Raw genomic sequence first — 16697 nt, 5'->3', positions numbered from 1 at the left:
ACCTCTGATCGACCCCATGGTCGTATCAGCAGCTATTGACCGAACAAAGGCTTCCCATGAGTGAAGATGCACAAGACGTCGTATTGATCGTCGAAGATGACCCCTCGATTCTGATGGTGCTGACGGCCTATCTGTCGGGGGAGGGCTACCGGGTACTGCAGGCCGAAAACGGTGAGCAGGCTTTCGAAATCCTTGCCAGCAAGCCGCACCTGGACATGATGATCACCGACTTCCGCCTGCCGGGCGGAATCTCCGGCGTGCAGATCGCCGAGCCCGCGATCAAGCTGCGACCGGAGCTGAAGGTGATATTCATCAGCGGCTATCCGCAGGAAATCCGTGAAACCGACAGCCCGATCACGCGCACGGCGCCTATCCTCGCCAAGCCATTCGACCTGGATGTGCTGCAGGAAATAATGCAGGACATGCTGTCCTGAGGGCTGCAGGCGCTGCCTTGGGCAACGCCTGAGGAGGGTGGGTGCTTCAGACGCTGATCATCTCCCGCACCTTCGCCGTCAACAAGTCGAAGGTGAACGGCTTGGTGATCATCTGCATGCCAGGGTCGAGGAAACCCCCGCGCACCGCCGCGTGCTCGGCATAGCCGGTGATGAACAAGACCTTGAGCCCCGGCCGGTGCTGCCGGCCGATTTCCGCCAGTTGCCGGCCGTTCATGCCGGGCAGGCCGACATCGCTGATCATCAGGTCGATACGCTGCCCCGAATCGAGAACCGGCAACGCAGCGGCCGCATCGCCAGCCTCGACGAAGGCATAGCCCAGCTCGCTCAGCACGGTACTTACCAACACCCGGACCGCCGGGTCATCCTCGACGATCAGTACCGTTTCGCCATTCTGCGCGAAGAGCGGATGCTGGCGATCGACCGGATTGTCCCGGGGCAGGTCGCCACCGAAGCGCGGCAGGAACAGGCTCACCGTCGTGCCTTGGCCCACTTCGCTTTGAATGGCGACATGGCCCCGGGATTGTTTGCTGAAGCCATAGATCATCGACAACCCCAGGCCGGTGCCCTGACCGATAGGCTTGGTGGTGAAGAACGGATCGAAAGCGCGGCTGATGGTGCTTTGCGGCATGCCGCAGCCATTGTCGGTGACACTGAGCACCACGTAGTCACCCGGCTTGAGGTTGCTGTGGGCTTCGGTGAAGCGGGCGTCCAGCTGCTGGTTCGCGGTCCGCACCACCAGTTTGCCGCCGTCGGGCATGGCATCGCGGGCGTTGATGACCAGGTTGAGCAGGGCACTTTCCAGTTGATTGGGGTCAGCTTCGGCCACCCACAGGTGCTCGCTCAGCTGCATTTCCAGACAGATGCTTTCGTTGATGCTGCGTTGCAGCAATTCGCCCATGGAGATCACCAGGTTGTTCATCTCCACGGGCTTGGAGTCCAGTGACTGGCGACGGGAGAACGCCAACAGCCGGTGAGTCAGGCCCGCCGCGCGATTGGCCGAGGTCACGCCAAGGTCGATCAGGCTGTCCAGATCCTCGGTGCGGCCACGGGCCAGACGCCGGCGCAGCAACTCCAGGCTACCGATGATGCCGGTCAGCATGTTGTTGAAGTCGTGGGCGATACCGCCGGTGAGTTGGCCGACTGCCTCCATTTTCTGCGACTGGCGCAACACTTCTTCGTTGTGACGCAGCTGTGCGGTGCGTTCTTCGACTTGCTGCTCAAGGGTTTCGAGGGTGTTCTGCAGGCGCAGCTCGCTCTGGCTCAAGTCGATTAGCCGGTCCCGGGCCTCGTACTGTCGTCGACGTCCGCGCAGCGCAGTGGTCACCAGGCTGATCAAAGTCTCCGGATGAAAGGGCCGCTCAAGGAAGGTGACGTTGCCCAGTTGCGGGCCAAAACGTGAGGCGGGGTTTTGTTCCGGGCCGCCATGATGGGTCAACAATACGATCGGCAGGTCCGACCAGGCCGGCTGCTGCTCGATCAGGCCCAGCAACGGGTCCAGATCAATGCCCAACAAGGCCTCGGCGGATATCAGCAGCAACCCCGCACCTTGTTCCAGTTCCCGGCAGAGCTCGACCAGGCCTGCGCTGACAACCCCGTCGAAACCCGCTTCACGGAGCAGCATCAAGGCAATCTGGCCGTCACGCCCCAGCGGCGCGAGGATGATCGCGCGCTCGGAAGTGGCTTCGACCGCCGTCATGGGGTTTCTTCCCCGAGCAGCGGGTTGCTGGCGCCCAGATAAGTGGGAACGCCGCGCAAAACACCCTGGAAGGTTTCCAGCGGCTCACCGATGGTCATGCCCTGGCTGCTGATGCGGTACTCGCGAATGGTGGATTCATGGCTGCCGGTGCGTTTCTTGATCACCGAAATCGCCCGGCGCACCTTGCCCACGGCTTCGAAGTAGCGCAGCAGAATCACCGTGTCTGCCAGATACGTGATGTCCACCGGGGCCTGCATATCGCCGACCAGTCCATGCTGGGCGACGGTCATGAAGGTCGCGGCGCCCTGACGGTTGAGGTACAGCAGCAGCTCGTGCATGTGCAGGACCAGGGCGTTCTCTTCGGGCATGGCCGCCTGGTAGCCGTTGATGCTGTCGATGACCACGGTCTTGATGTTGCGCTCGTCGACGCAGCGACGAACCCGGTGGGAGAACTCGCCGGGGGACAGTTCAGCGGCATCCACCTGTTCGATCAGCAAATTGCCGCCGTGTTGCAATCCCTGCAAATCGATACCGATGTTTTTCATGCGCTCGAACAGCAGGCCCAGTTCCTCGTCGAAAATGAACAAGGCGGCTTTTTCACCCCTGGCCACGGCGGCGGCCGCGAAGATCATGGAAATGAGGGATTTGCCGGTACCGGCCGGACCGAGAATCAAGGTGCTGGAGCCGGTTTCAATACCGCCGCCGAGCAGGGCGTCCATTTGCGCGATGCCGCTGGTCAATTGCTGGCGCAGGTAGCGCCCGCGGTGTTCGGCGGCCACCAGGCGTGGAAACACATGCACGCCATCGCCCATGATGGTGAAGTCGTGAAAGCCGCCACGGTATTTCTGGCCCCGGTACTTCACCACCCGGATACGCCGCCGTTCGGCGCCGTAGTTGGGGGTCAGTTCCTCCAGGCGGATCACGCCGTGGGCCACGCTGTGCACGGTTTTGTCGAGGGACTCGGTGGTCAGGTCGTCGAGCAGCAACACGGTGGCGTCGTAACGCACGAAGTAGTGCTTGATCGCGAGGATCTGCCGGCGGTAGCGCAATGAGCTTTGTGCCAGCAGACGGATCTCGGACAGGCTGTCGAGCACCACGCGGGTTGGCTTGAAGCGTTCGACCACTTCGAAGATCTGCTTGGTGGCCTCGCCCAATTCCAGGTCAGAGGAGTACAGCAGCGACTGCTGGTGCTCGGCATTGAGCAGGCTTTCCGGCGGCGTCAGTTCGAAAATATGCACGTTTTCGCCCAGTTCCCAACCGTGGGACCGGGCGCCCTGGCGCAGTTCGCGCTCGGTTTCGGACAGGGTGATGTACAACGAGCGTTCGCCGGCCCGGGCGCCAGCCAACAGAAAGTGCAGGGCAACGGTGGTCTTGCCGGTGCCCGGTTCGCCCTCCAGTAGAAACACGTGGCCGCGAGAGAGTCCGCCATCGAGGATGTCATCCAGCCCTTCGATACCGGTGGCGGCTTTTACACTGATCAACTCGTTGGATATAGACAAAAAATGCCCTCTCTTGACTAGGGGAACGAGGCAGTGGGCGCTGAGTGCCACAAGGGTCTGCCTGTTCACTTGACCTTTGGTCGAGACGAGCGTTCAACAAAATTTACGGCGGGATATCAGAGACCTTGCTGCAGGGCCGGGTCGTCCGGATTCATTTGTTCGAGTTGTGCCAGCAGGATCTGCACGTTCTGCAGTTGTCCGCTTTCCTTCCAATAGTTGATCAACAGCACTCGCGCCCTGCGATCGTTCGGGTGGCGCTGGACGATCTCCTGCAACTGCTTCTGCGCCGCTTCCAGCTCCTGTTCACCGTGCAGGGTGGTGGCCAGGTCATAGCGATAGTCCTTGTTGTCCGGCTCAAGCTCCACGGCTTTGGACAGGCCCAACAGCGCGAACTCACTCTGGCCATGATTGAGCAGCCACAGCCCCAGGGCATGCTGCAAATAGGCGGAGTCGGGCTGTGCTTTCAATTGCCTGGCCAATAACTGCCGGGCGGCATCGCTTTGTCCCAGCTTATCCAGCACCTCAATCTGCATGACCAGCGCCGGCAGGTTGTCGGGGGCCAGGCGCAGGGTGTTTTCAAGCGCCTGCTGGGCCTCCTTGAATTCGGCGTTGTGCAAATGCAGTCGAGCCAGCTGATAGTGATTCTCGGCGCTCTCCGGCGCGCTTTTGAGTACCTGCTCCCAGGCATCGATGGCTTGTTCCAGTGGCCCGAAATACAAGCCGAGGTCGTCCGGTGACAAGCCCAGCAAGGCGTTGACGGCGGCCAACCGCACATTCTGGTCTTTGTCATCGAGCAACGGCCCGAGCAATAAGCTGCGCTGGCCGTTGGGCACCAGCCCGCTGATGCTCTTGATCGCCGCGATACGCACCTCGGGCGACTCATGTTGCAAGTCGGCGTCCGCCAGTTTCAGGGCCACCGAACTCGGGTAGTTGGGCAGTTCGGCGTGCAGCCAGATGCGCCGTTTGGGCGATAGATCGGGGCGGCCCAATTGCTGGTACAGCACCCGCGCGGCGCCGGGCTGGCCGGCGCGGGCCTGGGCCAGCGCCTCACTGTAGCCGCGCTTGATCGCATCGGGCACCACTGGCGTCGTGCTGCGCAGGTACACCCAGGCGAGGCCGATGACAAGCAAGGCGCAGAGACTGATAAGCAGATAACGGCGGGACTGGGGCATGCGAATCCGGAAGCTGGCAAGCTTTTGCAAAGTCAGCAGCTTCGGTCAGGCGGAGCGCTGAGTCAAACCCTGACTCATCTGAATGCCCACTGAGGGGGAGGGGATCGACGGCTTTACCTCCATGTTGCGTCGACGCGCTGTCGAGACCCGGAAGCTGTGACTACGCTTGCTGGATAAGCGCCAACGAGCACACCCATGCAAGCACTGTTGCAGTACTTCAAGGCGATTGTCCACCCCGGGCCCGGGGTGTTGCTGTTTGCCTTGAGAACCATTGCGGCCGGGCTGTTGACGCTTTACCTGGCCTTCCTGTTCGACCTCGACCAGCCCAAGTGGTCGATCATGGCCGTGGTCATCATCAGTCAGCCACTGGGCGGCATGGTGCTGGCCCGCAGTTTCGGCCAGGTCATCGGCACCACCATGGGCGCGGTCGTGGCGGTGGCCACCATGGCGATCTTTCCCCAGGCGCCCCTGCCTTTCATTACCACCCTGGCCTTGTGGCTCGCGCTGTGTACGGCCGGTGGCACCTTGTTGCGCTACACCAGTTCCCAGGCGTTCGTCCTCAGTGGCTACACCGCCGTGGTCATTGCTCTACTGGCGATTCCCGACCCGGAGGGCACATTCCTGCTGGCAGTCACCCGAGTCACCGAGACTTTGTTAGCCGTCGCCTGTGTGTGCGTGGTCAGCCTGCTCACCGCGCGCCCCGAAGCCGTAGCCCGGGACTATTTCGCCAAAATCGATCAGATCACCAAACTGCTGGCGACCCATGCCAGTGCCGTCCTGCGCACCGAGGAAAGCGAGGCGGACTTTCAACGCCGGCAAATGCAACTGCTGGGTCAGATCAGCGCCCTGGAGGGCGTACGTCGGCATTTGTACTTCGATGCACCTCGCTTGCGCAGCGCCAACGGTCTGGTGCAACTGCTGGGCAATCAGCTGGTGCTGCTGACCGCGAGGCTCACCGCCCTGCGTCACCAGCGGCTACTGCTGACGGAGCGCTGGGAAGGGGCGTTGCCCGAGGAAATACAGCGTCTGCGCGCCGAAGAGCTGGCCTTTCTCGATGAACTGGCGCAACAGGGCCGTTCGCTGTCGAGCGAAAAGCGCCACCCTTTCACCTCGTTGCGCCAACGCTTCGACGAGCTGGCCTACAGGGCCGAGCAATTGACCGAGGCCATGCCGGCCACCTTGCGCTCGCTGGCCTGGTCGCTGCGCTGGGAACAGGCGCGCCTGCTGCAACAACTCGAGCAGATACTGGAACTGAGCGACGCCATCCAGAGCGGGCGGCCCGCCAGCAGTGTCTTTCGCGGCCAGGAAAACCCGCTGCACCTGGATTTCACCCTGGCGACCATGAACGCCATCCGCGCATTCTCCGCGATATTGGTGGCTGGCCTGATCTGGATCGAAACCGGCTGGGACGGGGCGCGGGGCGGCATGGTGCTGCTGGGGATTCTTTGTTCGCTGATGTCGACGTTTCCACGGCCGCTGCTGGTGGTTCAAAGCTATGCCAGAGGGTTTGGCCTGGCGTTGCTGGCGTCGGCACTGCTGCAGTTCATGTTTGTCCCGATGATCAGTAACTTCGAAATGCTCGCGTTGTTGCTGGCACCCTTGCTTTATGCCGTCGCCGTGGGGCTGTCCAGTCCGCCCACCACCGGCACCGGTATGGGGCTGGGGCTGACGACATTTCTGCTGCTGGGCCCGTTGAATGTGGGGCTTGGACAAAATACCGCCATCCAGTGGTTCGAGTTTGCTGGCGCCTACACGTGCGCGACGGTGCTGGGGTTGAGTGTCTACGCGCTGATCTTTCCGTTCCGGCCGGTATTGCGGATGCGCCGGTTGTTCAAGGAGAACTGCGAGCAGGTGTACGCCTTGCTCAAAGTCCCGGCCACCGATGAAAACCAGTTTGCCTTCGAGAGCCGCATGGTCGATCGCCTGACCATGATGCTGGGTTTGCTGCCGGCGACCCAGGACCAGGGATCGCGGGATGTGTTTGAAGTCAGTCTCGGTTGCATGGCCCTGGGTATCGCCTTGAACCAGCTGCGGCAACAGGGGCAGGGCAACGCGTTGTTGACGCCCGCTGTGCAAAGCCAGGTGTTCGCCACGGTCCGTGAAACCGGGCGGCTGGTCGCTGGCCGCCCCGGCATTCAGGCGGATCACGTGATCAACAGCCTGCATGCCTTGGGCGATGAACTGGACACCCTGCATTCCAGTGTTCATGAACATCTGTGGTCGGTGTTTCGCATGCGCGTGGCGCTGTTGATCGTGGTGTCATTCCTGGAGCGCCATCGCCATCACTTTGAACCGCTCGCCCCACAAGGAGTACCTGCGCTTGCCCATTGATCTGGAAATAGGCGGTGTCTACCTCCCGCCCATCGCCCAGGCGCTGCTGCTGGGCCTGCCGATTTTCCTGGCGCTGGACTGGGTGCTGCGGCGCCTGGGCGTGCTGCGCTTCGTCTGGCATGAAGCGTTGTTCGAGGGCGCGTTGTACGCCTGCGTGTGTGCGACCCTGATTTTGCTGATGGGAGCCTGATGCCTTGAAGAAGATCCTTTCACACCTGACGACACTGGCCGTGGTCGTGTTGGCGTTCGTCCTCGGCTGGTTTGCCTGGGAGCATTACACCCGCGCGCCCTGGACCCGGGACGCCCGGGTGCGTGCCGACGTGGTGACCCTGTCCGCCGATGTTTCGGGGCGCATCGTCAGGCTCGGCGTGCAGGACAACCAGCATGTGGATAAGGGCCAGTTGTTGCTGGAGATCGATCCGGCGCGCTATGCCCTGGCGGTTGAACATGCCAGACGCTCCGTGGAGGTGGCGAAAGCGTCGCTGGGGCAGTCTGAAGCGACCATCGTCTCCAGCCAGGCGCTGTTACGCCAGCGCCAGAGCGAAGAGCGGCGCCGTCGAACCCTCAAGGAGCGCTCCGCGATTTCCGGCGAGGAATGGGAAAAGTCCAACACCGAAGTCTCGGTAGCACAGGCTGATTTGTTGCGTAACCAGGCCAACCTGGGGCTGGCGCAGGCCAACGTGCTACTGGCGATTGCGGCATTGACCCAGGCCGAACTGGATCTGCAGCGCACCCGCGTGGAATCGCCAGTCAGTGGCTACGTCACCAACCTGCTGACCCGCCAGGGAGACTATGCAACGGTGGGTGGTCCGTTGTTGGCGCTGGTGGACAGCGACAGCTTTTATGTCAGCGGCTACTTCGAAGAAACCAAGTTGCCGCGAATCGGCGAGGGCGACCGGGTCGACATTGAATTGATGAGCGGTGAAAAATTCGGCGGCACCGTACAAAGCATTGCCTTCGCCATCGCCGACCGGGAAAACCTGCCCGGTGGCCGGCTACTGGCCAACATCAACCCCAGCTACACCTGGGTCAAGCTGGCGCAGAGGGTGCCAGTGCGGATCAGGATTGACGAGGGTTACGCCGGTAAAGACAAACTGCGAGCGGGAACCACGGCCACCGTCACCGTCGAGGAAAACCACAAATCTGAAGATGAGCGCTAACTTCGCGGACACATTCGGACCCTGTGGGAGCGAGCTTGCTCGCGACAGCGGTCGGTCACCGTTGATGTTGGATTTGCTGACGTCATCGCTGCGATGCGGCGACCCGACAAGCGCGCTCCCACATGGGTCGCGTGGCAGGCGCTTGCAGGGGGCTGCCATCCGTGTTTCCCGGGATTGCCTGAAAAGCAAAAAAAAGCCCCGCGACCGAATGAGACGCAGGGCAAAGGAATTGGTTGGTTGCGGCCAACCAAAGGAGCGCTTGAAAAAGGTTACTTGCTGGCGACCATTTCCGGCTGCCAGCCACCGCCGAGTGCCTTGTAGATCGCGACGATGCCGCGATACAGATCGACTTCGGCCTGGGCCTGGGTGTCTTCCGCCGCCAGACGCTCACGCTGGGCATCGAGCAACACCAGGAAATCGGCGGTGCCTTCGCGGTAGCGGATCTCGGCGAGGTCGGCAGCCGAGCGGCTCGATTCGCTCTGGCGAATCAGCGAAATCAACCGTTGTTGGCGTTTGCCGTAATCGCTGAAGGCGTTCTCCGATTCCTCCAGAGCCAGCAAGACTTGTTGCTCGTAGCTCGCCAGGGCGCCTTCAGCGTCGGCGTCGGCACCGCGCAAGCGGGCCTTGACGCTGCCCAGGTCGAACGCCGCCCAGGTGATGCTCGGGCCAAGCGCCCAGGCGTTGGCCGCCGAGGAGCCGATCTGCGAACCACGCCCGGCCGTGAAGCCAAGGAAGCCGCTGAGGCTGACTCGCGGGAACAAATCAGCCTTGGCCACGCCGATGCGCGCCGTGGCCGAGGCGAGTTTGCGTTCGGCGCTGAGAATGTCCGGGCGACGTTGCAGCAGTTCCCCCGGATCACCAATGGGCAATGCCTTGGCAATGGCCGGCAAATCCTTGGGGCTCAGGTCGACGCTCAACTTGTCCGGGCGTTGACCGAGCAGGGTGGCGATGCGGTTTTTCTGCCGAACCTGTTCGGCCTGCAATTGCGGCACGCTGGCCTCGACCGCCGCAAGACGCGCATCGGCGCGCTCCACGTCGAGCTGATCGCCGACGCCGGCATCACGCAGGCTGATGGTGATCTTGCGCGACTCCTGCTGGTTCTCCAGGTTGGCCAGGGCGATTTTCTCCCGCAGTTGGGCTCCGCGCAGCTGGCCGTAGGAATCCACCAGTTCGGCAATCATGGTGACTTGCAGTTGATACAGATCGGCCTCGACCGCTTGTTGCTCGGCGTTGGCCGATTCCAGGTTGCGCTGGATGCGGCCAAACAGGTCGATCTCCCAGGCCATGTCCAGGCCCAGGTCATAGCGTTCGCTGTTGACCCGGTCGGTGGTCTGGCCGGGAATCTGCCCCTTGGCCAGGTCACTGCTGATCCGGCTGGTGATGGTCGGCATGGCGTCATTGCTGACGTCATCGCGTATCGCCCGCGCCGCTTTCCAGCGGGCGAAGGCGACGCGCAAGTCGCGGTTGCCCTTCAGGGACTCGGTCACCAACTGGTTGAGGGTCGGGTCCTCGAACTGCTGCCACCAGATGCCTTCGAAACGGGAGCGGTCAAAGTTCTTCTGACCGGCCGCGCCATCGGTGGCGGTGGTGATATGGGCCGCCTCGGTGGCCGGGGTCTTGTAGTCCGGGCCCACGGCACAGGCGCTCAGCGCCAGTACCAGGAGACTCGGCAGGAAGGCTTTCAAACTCATGAATGCGACTCCAGCGGCTTTTGCAGTTTCAGCGCCTTGGCGGCTTTTCGTGCCTCACCGCGCTCGACAAAGTTGCGAATCAGTACGTAGAACACCGGCGTCAGCAACAGACCGAAGAAGGTCACCCCGAGCATCCCGGAGAACACCGCCACACCCATGGCATGACGCATTTCGGCACCGGCACCGCTGGAGAACACCAGTGGCACCACACCCATGATGAACGCGAAGGAGGTCATCAGGATCGGCCGCAGACGCAGGCGGCAGGCTTCCAGTACCGCGGCCAGCGGGTTGAGACCTTCCAGCTGTTTATCCTTGGCAAACTCGACGATCAGAATCGCGTTCTTGCACGCCAGGCCCACCAGTACGATCAAGCCGATCTGGGTAAAGATGTTGTTGTCGCCACCGGACACAATCACCCCGGTGATGGCCGACAGCAGGGTCATCGGCACGATCAGGATCACCGCCAGTGGCAGGCTCCAGCTTTCGTATTGCGCCGCGAGCACCAGGAACGCCAGCAGAACGCAGAGCGGGAACACGAACAGCGCGGTGTTGCCGGACAGAATCTGCTGGTAGGTCAGGTCGGTCCATTCGTAGGTCATGCCGTTCGGAAGTTCTTCCTTGAGCAGTTTCTCGATGGCTTTTTCGGCCTGGCCGGAGCTGTAGCCGGGGGCTGCCGCACCGTTGATTTCAGCGGTGATGAAGCCGTTGTAGTGCATCACGCGGTCCGGGCCCGAGGTGTCGCTGACCTTGATGAAGGTCGCCAGCGGGATCATCTCGCCCTTGTTGTTGCGTACTTTCAGCTGGCCGATCTGGTCCGGTTCAAGACGGAACTGCTGCTCGGCCTGAACGTTGACCTGATAGGTGCGACCAAAGCGGTTGAAGTCGTTGGCATACAGCGAACCCAGGTAGATCTGCAGGGTGTCGAAGATGTCGCTGACGGCCACGCCGTGGGTCTTGGCTTTTTCCCGGTCGATGGCGGCATCGACCTGCGGCACGTTCACGGTGTAGCTGGTGAACAGATTGGCCAGTTCCGGCACGCTGTGGCTCTTGGCAATGATGTTCATGGTTTGCTTGTACAGCTCGTCGTAGCCCAGGTTGCCCCGGTCTTCGATTTGCAGGCGGAAACCACCGATCGTGCCCAGGCCCTGTACCGGCGGCGGCGGGAAGATCGCAATGTAGGCACCCTGGATGTCGGCGAACTTGGCGTTCAGCGCGGCCGCAATGGCACCCGCCGATTCGCTTGGGTCCTTGCGCTCGTCAAACGGCTTGAGCGGGGTGAACACGATGCCGGCGTTGGGGCTGTTGGTGAAGCCGTTGATCGACAGGCCAGGGAAGGCCACCGAGTTGGCGACGCCGGGTTGCTTGAGGGCAATCTCGGACATCTGCTGGATCACTGCATCGGTGCGATCCAGGCTGGCGGCGTCCGGCAACTGGGCAAACGCCACCAGGTATTGCTTGTCCTGCGCCGGGACGAAACCGGTCGGGGTGCTGGAGAAACCGAAGAACGTCAGGACCATCAGGCCCGCGTACAGCAGCAGGGCGATGCCGCTGCTGCGGATCACGCGGCCAACGGTGCCGACATAACCATGGCTGGCCTTTTCAAAGAAACGGTTGAAGGGACGGAACAGCCAGCCGCCGAACACCTTGTCCAGGAGTTTGGAGAAGCGGTCTTTCGGCGCGTCATGGCCCTTGAGCAGCACCGCTGCCAGTGCCGGCGAGAGGGTCAGGGAGTTGAACGCCGAGATCACCGTGGAAATCGCAATGGTCAGGGCGAACTGCTTGTAGAACTGGCCAGTCAACCCGGAAATGAAGGCCGCCGGGATAAACACCGCACACAGCACCAGTGCCGTGGCAATGATCGGGCCGGTCACTTCGCGCATGGCGCGTTTGGTCGCTTCGACCGGATTGAGTCCCAGTTCGATATTGCGTTCGACGTTCTCCACCACCACGATCGCGTCGTCCACCACGATACCGATCGCCAGTACCAGGCCGAACAATGACAAGGCGTTGAGCGAGAAACCGAACAGGTGCATCACGGCAAACGTACCGATCAGCGATACCGGCACCGCCACCAACGGAATGATCGAGGCGCGCCAGGTTTGCAGGAACAGGATCACCACCAGCACCACGAGAATCAGCGCTTCGAAGAGGGTGTGGACCACCGCCTCGATGGAGCCGCGCACGAAGATCGTCGGGTCATAGACGATGCTGAAGTCCATGCCTTCCGGGAAGCTTTTCTTCAGCTCCGCCATCTTGTCGCGCACTTCGTTGGAGATCTCGATGGCGTTGGAGCCCGGACGCTGGAAGATCGGGATCGCTACCGCCGGCTGGTTGTTGAGTTGCGAACGCAGGGCGTACTGGCTGGAGCCCAGTTCGACACGAGCAATGTCTTTCAGACGGGTGATTTCACCGTTGTCGCCGGAGCGAATGATGATGTTCTCGAACTCTTCTTCGGACACCAGGCGACCCTGGGTGTTGACCGACAGCTGGAACGCGGTGGCGTTCGGTGCAGGCGGCGCACCCAGTGCACCGGCGGCGACCTGGCGGTTCTGTTCGCGGATCGCGGTGACCACGTCGGTGGCGGTCAGGTTGCGCGAGGCGGTCTTGTTCGGATCGAGCCAGACCCGCAGCGAGTAATCGCCCATGCCGAACAATTGCACATCACCGACACCGCCCAGGCGCGCCAGCTCATCCTTGATGTTGAGCAAGGCGTAGTTGGACAGGTACAGCATGTCGTAGCGTTTGTCCGGCGAGGTCAAGTGCACGACCATGGTCAGGTCGGGCGACGCCTTGTCCACGGTGATACCGATGCGCGTCACTTCTTCGGGCAGTTTGGGCTCGGTCCGGGTTACGCGGTTCTGCACCTGCACCTGCGCATTGTCCAGGTCGGTACCCAGGGCGAAGGTGATGGTCAGGGTGATCTTGCCGTCGGCGGTCGACTGCGAGGACATGTACAGCATGTTCTCGACGCCGGTGATGGCTTGCTCCAGCGGAGCGGCCACGGTCTCACCGATGACTTTGGGGTTGGCCCCGGGGAAGTTGGCGCGGACCACAACGGTCGGCGGCACCACTTCCGGGTATTCGCTGATCGGCAGCTGGAACAGCGAGATCGCGCCGGCGATCAGGATCAGCAGCGACAGCACTGCGGCGAAGATCGGCCGTGAAATGAAGAACTGGGAAAAATTCATCGGAGTCGTTATTCCTTAACCGCGTGGAGTCGCAGCAGCCAGTTTCACAGCCGTACCCGGCGCGACCTTGGCAGGCGCGACCTGGGGCAGATTGCTGGCTTCCAGCGCTTGACGTTGTTGTGCCAGGGCCGCGAGGGTTTGCTCGCTGGCCATCGGGATCACTTCAGGGGCGACTGGCGAACCAGGTCGTACCCGCTGCAGGCCCTTGACGATGATGGTGTCGTCCTTGTTCAAGCCGTTGCGCACGATGCGCAAGCCTTCGATTTTCGGACCCAGCTCGACCGCGCGGTAGGCGGTTTTGTTGTCGGCGTCCATCACCAGCACGAACTTCTTGCCCAGGTCGGTGCCGACCGCTTCATCGTTGATCAGCATGGCGTTGTAGGTGCCGCTGCCGACCAGTTTCAGGCGCGCATAGAGGCCCGGGGTGTAGCTGCCGTCGCTGTTGTCGAACACGGCGCGACCACGGATGGTGCCGGTTTTCGGGTTGACCTGGTTGTCGACGAAGTTCATCTGGCCCAGGTGCGGGTTGCCGTCTTCGTTGGACAGGCCCATGTAGACCGGGGTGGCTGCGCCGCGTTTACCCTGGCGGGCGAGCTGGGTGTACTTGAGGAACACACGCTCGTCAGCGTCGAAGTAGGCGTAGACCTTGTCGGTGGAAACCACGCTGGTCAGCGGGGTGGTATCGGCGGTCACCAGGTTGCCGGCCGTGATTTCCGCGCGGCTGACGCGACCGCTGATGGGCGCGGTGACGCGGGTGAAACTCAGGTTCAGTTTGGCCAGGTCCAGTTGCGCCTGAAGTGCGCCGACGGCGGCGCGGGCTTCTTGAGCGGCGCTGGTACGCGAATCGGCCAGTTCAGCGGAGATGGCATTGCTGGTGCGCAGGCGTTCACCGCGCTGGGCTTCGTTTTCGCTGCGGGTGGCGTTGGCGCGAGCCTGGGCGACCAGCGCTTCGAGGCGGCGGACCTCAGCCTGGAACGGACGCGGGTCGATCTGGAACAGCAGGTCGCCTTTCTTGACCAGGGCGCCCTCGGTAAAGGCCACGTCATCGATCTGGCCGGAGACCCGTGGACGAATTTCTACGGTTTCCGGGGCTTCAAGGCGCCCGGTGAATTCGTCCCACTCGTTAACCGGTTGCTCCAGCACCTTGGCCACGCTGACCTTGGCCGCCGGCATCGTGGCTGCAGTTTGCGGAGCCTTGCCGCAGGCGCTCATCACCACTACGGCCAACACGGCCAACGGGAAGCGCAAATGTTTGAGTGACTGTTCCATGGATGCATCCGCCAATGTATTGAGATTGGCGAATGATGCGCGGCGGGGTTGAAGCGGACGAATCGAACGGGGCGAAGATAACTATCATTCGGAATGATGGGAGAGGCCCAGCGAGCCCTCTAGCCTGCGCCTTATACCCAGACAGGATCAACCCGGTTGATGGCATTTGTGTGTTGCCGCCTACGCAATGGTCTGGCTGGCAACCGGGCCGCGACCCTCGCCGGCTCGCAGCGATGGCGCCGGATGCCTTCACAAGGCACTCAAGCCAGACTGTCCGGATCCGCGAAAAACATTTTGACTGGGCTCTAGAACAACATTTTCAGGCAGAAAAATTTCAAATATGCCCCCCATGTTGCCCCCAGGTCGCTCGTGATACATGAGCGAACGAAAATGGCACCCACCTCAGGAATGCTCTATCACCATCACCGCAGTGGTGTCCGCCTCGAGTGCTTCGAACACGTGAGGCACATTCGCGAGGTAGCTGATGTAGTCGCCAGCGTTCAGCAAGACAGGTCCGGTCGCCGGGCCAATATGGGCACTGCCGCTGCACAGCACCACATGCTCTACGGTGCCCGGTGGGTGGGGCTGAGACAGCCGAACTTCGCCGGGTTGCACGTTGAGCCGGTAGATATCCCGTTGTACTCCCGTCGGGCAATCGGCAAGCAGTGTCGCTGCATAATGGGCAGTCTCGGCATAGGCCGTCATACCCTCGTTGGCGCGAATCACCCGCAGGGCCTGCCGGGGTTGTTCGAAGAACCGGGTGACTTGCAAGCCCATTGCGGTCGCCAGCGACCACAAGGTTTCGATGCTGGGGTTACCGATTCCTGACTCCAATTGAGACAAGGTCGACTTCGCCACCCCGGCGCGCTTTGCCAGCTCGGTCAAGGAAAGCCCGGCGGCCAGGCGCTCGCGTTTGATTGAGAGGGCCAGGAGATCGATTCGGCTCGGGTTATTGTTCGGTAGCGTGTTCGTTATATCGGTCATTTGTTTTTCTAATCATCCTGAAATGGGTTGACGCTCTCGGGTGTGATGTTCAGTATATCGGCCAATAGTTCATTATAAAGTTCGTTTTGCCGAACCAATTCCTATTTATGGTGGCTTAGGTTACGGCAATGCCAGCAGCAAGGAAGCAGTGAGTGATGAAGTCGCAAACCCGTGGGACGCTCGAAATGATTTCTGCCATGGTGATCTCCGGCACGGTGGGCTGGTTCGTCATCATGTCAGGGCAGAGCCCGGAGGCCGTGGTGTTCTGGCGTTGCTTGTTCGGCGCCATGGCCATGCTGGTCGCGTGTCTGGTGCTCGGGGTGCTGCGCCGCTCTCGGATCAACGCCCGGCAGTTCATTCTGGTGTGCCTGGGCGGGGCGGCGCTGATTCTTAACTGGGTGCTGCTGTTCAGTGCCTACAAACATTCCTCTATCGCCATTGCCACGGTGGTCTACCACGTTCAGCCATTCATGCTGGTCGGCTTGGGGGTGCTGTTTTTCGCTGAACGCCTCAGCGCCGCCAAGGTTGGTTGGCTGCTGTTGGCCTTCGCCGGGCTGATGCTGATCGTGTCCGTCAAGGGCAGTGGGCAGGCCACTGGCGCCGACTATGTGCTCGGCGTCTGCCTGGCCCTGGCTTCGGCCTTTTTCTACGCCGTGGCGGCGGCAATCACCAAGCGCCTCAAAGACATACCCGCGCACCTGATCGTGCTGATCCAGATGGTGGCAGGTGTGCTGGTCCTGGCCCCGTTCGTGGACTTCAGCAGGGTCGATACGGTCGAGGGCGCCTGGACTTGCCTGATCATTATCGGCGTGGTCCATACCGGGCTCATGTCGACCCTGCTGTACAGCGCCATCCAGAAAATCCCCACGGCGCTGGTCGGGACACTGTCGTTCATCTATCCGATCGTCGCCATCCTGGTCGACTGGGTTGCCTTCGCCCACCCGCTCGGCATCCTGCAAGTGATTGGCGCGAGCGCCATCCTGCTGGCGGCTGCGGGCATGAACTTCGGTTGGTCGTTGGGCCGCGCCTCGCGTCAGGAAGTGACGTAGGGCCTGGTGCGCCATCGCGTGCGGCTCTATTGAGCGATTAAACGCTGCTGCCGCTCTGTCCGACTTCGACGGTGCGGCAATCGCCAGGAAGGATAATGCTCTGAGCCTGCGGCATCCGCCACCTGCGCGCGGGCGTATCGAAGGCTTTTTCCGTGGGCTGATTCTTGGCCCGCGGTTAGACGATGGAGCGCTGCGCAGGAGAA

12 protein-coding genes are annotated in these 16697 nt (G+C 61.8%); 5 read left to right on the top strand and 7 right to left on the bottom strand.

Annotated elements, in window-relative coordinates; all coding sequences use genetic code 11:
• The first annotated feature begins 56 nt into the window (after positions 1 to 56).
• Positions 57 to 434, top strand: coding sequence for a response regulator (locus ACX3YF_RS24970; RefSeq protein WP_130209369.1), 378 nt, complete (start codon positions 57 to 59; stop codon positions 432 to 434).
• Between the two features lie 46 nt (positions 435 to 480).
• On the opposite strand, the gene ACX3YF_RS24965 is transcribed toward ACX3YF_RS24970, so the two are convergent.
• The 3 genes from ACX3YF_RS24965 to ACX3YF_RS24955 all read right to left on the bottom strand — a co-directional run bounded on the left by ACX3YF_RS24965 (position 481) and on the right by ACX3YF_RS24955 (position 4822).
• Positions 481 to 2151, bottom strand: a complete 1671-nt coding sequence (locus ACX3YF_RS24965) for a response regulator (RefSeq protein ID WP_458945334.1) — start codon at positions 2149 to 2151, stop codon at positions 481 to 483.
• Positions 2148 to 3650: an ATPase domain-containing protein gene (locus ACX3YF_RS24960; RefSeq protein ID WP_448647849.1), complete on the bottom strand. Its 1503-nt coding sequence runs from the start codon at positions 3648 to 3650 to the stop codon at positions 2148 to 2150. Before ACX3YF_RS24960 ends, ACX3YF_RS24965 begins: the two co-directional genes overlap by 4 nt.
• A gap of 116 nt (positions 3651 to 3766) precedes the next feature.
• Positions 3767 to 4822 carry a tetratricopeptide repeat protein gene (locus ACX3YF_RS24955; RefSeq protein ID WP_448647850.1) on the bottom strand — a complete coding sequence of 352 codons (1056 nt, stop codon included), beginning with the start codon at positions 4820 to 4822 and terminating at the stop codon, positions 3767 to 3769.
• A gap of 195 nt (positions 4823 to 5017) precedes the next feature.
• On the opposite strand from ACX3YF_RS24955, the gene ACX3YF_RS24950 reads away from it, so the two are divergent.
• The 3 genes from ACX3YF_RS24950 to ACX3YF_RS24940 are packed head-to-tail and all read left to right on the top strand — an operon-like array spanning position 5018 to position 8313.
• Positions 5018 to 7153, top strand: a complete 2136-nt coding sequence (locus tag ACX3YF_RS24950) for an FUSC family protein (RefSeq protein ID WP_458974489.1) — start codon at positions 5018 to 5020, stop codon at positions 7151 to 7153.
• Positions 7143 to 7343 (top strand): DUF1656 domain-containing protein, encoded by a 201-nt coding sequence (locus tag ACX3YF_RS24945; RefSeq protein ID WP_047528674.1) that lies wholly within the window; start codon positions 7143 to 7145, stop codon positions 7341 to 7343. Before ACX3YF_RS24950 ends, ACX3YF_RS24945 begins: the two co-directional genes overlap by 11 nt.
• 4 nt (positions 7344 to 7347) lie before the next feature.
• Entirely contained in the window at positions 7348 to 8313 is a 966-nt protein-coding gene (locus tag ACX3YF_RS24940) for an HlyD family efflux transporter periplasmic adaptor subunit (protein ID WP_458974488.1), read from the top strand.
• Between the two features lie 269 nt (positions 8314 to 8582).
• Here the strand turns inward: ACX3YF_RS24940 and ACX3YF_RS24935 are convergent, their stop codons facing one another.
• The 4 genes from ACX3YF_RS24935 to ACX3YF_RS24920 form a co-directional block, all read right to left on the bottom strand.
• Complete coding sequence (locus ACX3YF_RS24935) at positions 8583 to 10004, bottom strand: efflux transporter outer membrane subunit (RefSeq protein WP_458974487.1); 1422 nt, start codon at positions 10002 to 10004, stop codon at positions 8583 to 8585.
• A complete protein-coding gene (locus ACX3YF_RS24930) occupies positions 10001 to 13192 on the bottom strand; it encodes an efflux RND transporter permease subunit (RefSeq protein WP_130209356.1) in 3192 nt (1063 codons plus the stop codon). The genes ACX3YF_RS24935 and ACX3YF_RS24930 overlap by 4 nt, the downstream gene beginning before the upstream one ends.
• A gap of 15 nt (positions 13193 to 13207) precedes the next feature.
• The gene (gene mexE, locus ACX3YF_RS24925) at positions 13208 to 14461 is read right to left on the bottom strand and encodes a multidrug efflux RND transporter periplasmic adaptor subunit MexE (protein WP_130209354.1); all 1254 of its coding nucleotides are present in this window, start codon (positions 14459 to 14461) and stop codon (positions 13208 to 13210) included.
• 402 nt (positions 14462 to 14863) lie between these two features.
• On the bottom strand, positions 14864 to 15445 hold the full coding sequence (locus ACX3YF_RS24920; RefSeq protein ID WP_448647853.1) for a helix-turn-helix domain-containing protein: 582 nt from the start codon (positions 15443 to 15445) through the stop codon (positions 14864 to 14866).
• Between the two features lie 155 nt (positions 15446 to 15600).
• On the opposite strand from ACX3YF_RS24920, the gene ACX3YF_RS24915 reads away from it, so the two are divergent.
• Positions 15601 to 16494, top strand: coding sequence for a DMT family transporter (locus ACX3YF_RS24915; RefSeq protein WP_130209431.1), 894 nt, complete (start codon positions 15601 to 15603; stop codon positions 16492 to 16494).
• Positions 16495 to 16697: the final 203 nt, after the last annotated feature.

The sequence above is a fragment of the Pseudomonas fluorescens group sp. PF-69 genome (genome assembly GCF_054481235.1).
Note: the sequence above shows the minus strand (reverse complement) of the source record. Positions and strands in the feature narration are given on the sequence as shown.